The sequence below is a fragment of the Bradyrhizobium sp. genome (genome assembly GCF_016462955.1).
GTDB lineage: Bacteria > Pseudomonadota > Alphaproteobacteria > Rhizobiales > Xanthobacteraceae > Bradyrhizobium.
Map to the genome: position 1 here is coordinate 2,288 of NZ_JAEMSD010000575.1, position 1,653 is coordinate 3,940.

The window sequence follows — 1,653 nt, forward strand, 5'->3', positions numbered from 1 at the left end:
TGTCCTACCAGCGCCAGCAGGAGGAGAACGCCGACCGCGCCGGGGTGAAATTCCTAACTGCGACCCAGCAATCGCCGAAGGGCATGTACGAGACCTTCAAGCGCTTCACCAGTGAGAGCCTGTTCGCTTCGCGCGGCGCCGATCCCTATCTCCAGTCGCATCCGATGCCGGCCGAGCGCGTTGCCTCGCTGCAGGAGTTCGCCAGCTCCAGTCCCTACTGGAACAAGAAGGACGAGCCCGCTCTCCAGCTCCGCCACGACATGGTGCGCGCCAAGATTTCCGCGTTCATGGAGCGGCCGGAGACGGTGTACCGCCGCTATCCCCAGACCAATGACAGCCTGCCGGCGCGCTATGCCCGCGCCATCAGCACCTATCTGCATGGGGATCTGCGCAGCGCGCTCGCCCAGATCGACGCGCTGATCCAGGTGCAGCCGAACAACCCGTATTTCTACGAGGTGCGCGGCCAGGCGCTTCTGGAAAGCGGCAGGGCGGCCGAAGCGATCGCCCCCCTGCGCAAAGCTGTCGCACTCTCCAACAACGCCCCCCTCATCGAGATGTTACTTGGGCAGGCTCTGGTTGGAACCGATAATAAGGCCTACACGGACGACGCCATTCGGATTCTCCGCGCCGCTGTGGCCCGAGAGCCCGAAGCGGCGCTCGGCTACACCCAGCTCGCAATGGCCCATGGCCGGAAGGGAGACTATGCGGAGGCCGATCTCGCCTCGGCCCAGGCCGCCTTCCTGCGCGGCGACAACAAGACCGCCCGCGAGCTTGCCACGCGCGCGAAGACCCGTTTCGCCGTCGGCACGCCCGGATGGGTCAAGGCCGACGACATCGTGGCGGCGAAGCCGCCGCGCAACTGACGTAACTCGAACGACGCCCGCTACCACGACGTCACGACACGGGCTTAAGTCCGCCGGGACGTTTCTCGAAACCTGCTTGCATAAGAGGATTTGACTATGCCATCGCTGCGCCTGCTTGCTCCTGCATTGTTTGCGCTCGCCCTGCTCGGCGCAGCCGCGCCCGCCTCGGCAGACAGCTTCTCCGACACCCAGCGGACCGACATCGAGAAGATCATCAAGAACTATCTCGTCAGCCATCCCGAGGTGCTCGAGGAGGCCATGGCCGAGCTCAGCAAGCGCCAGGCCGCGGCCGAAACGCAAAAGCACGAGGCCAGCATCGCGCAGAACGCCGAGGCGATCTTCAACTCGCCGCGCCAGGTCGTGCTCGGCAACAAGGACGGCGACGTCACCTTCGTCGAGTTCTTCGACTACAATTGCGGCTACTGCAAGCGCGCTATGGGCGACATGCTCGACATCATGAAGAGTGACCCGAAGCTGAAGGTCGTGCTGAAGGAGTTTCCGGTGTTGAGCCAGGGCTCGGTCGAAGCGGCCCAGGTCGGGGTCGCCGTGCGCATGCAGGACCCCTCGGGGAAGAAATATCTCGACTTCCACCAGCGACTGCTCAACGGCCGCGGCGCCGCGGACAAGGGGCGCGCGATGCAGGCGGCGAAGGAAGCCGGTCTCGACACTGCCAGGATCGAGAAGGACATCGCCAGTCCCGAGGTGCGCGCCACCATCGAGGAGAATTTCAAGCTGGCCGAAGCGATGGGCATGAACGGCACGCCGAGCTACGTGATCGGCAAGCAGATCG

Annotated in this window: 2 protein-coding genes; both read left to right on the forward strand. The window is 64.6% G+C overall.

From position 1 onward, the window contains the following. A partial coding sequence (locus JHD07_RS34730) for a tetratricopeptide repeat protein (RefSeq protein WP_291630373.1) occupies positions 1-863 on the forward strand: 863 nt, incomplete at its 5' end. Between the two features lie 96 nt (positions 864-959). Next, positions 960-1,653: DsbA family protein (locus JHD07_RS34735; protein WP_291630375.1), on the forward strand; the 694-nt coding region annotated here is incomplete at its 3' end.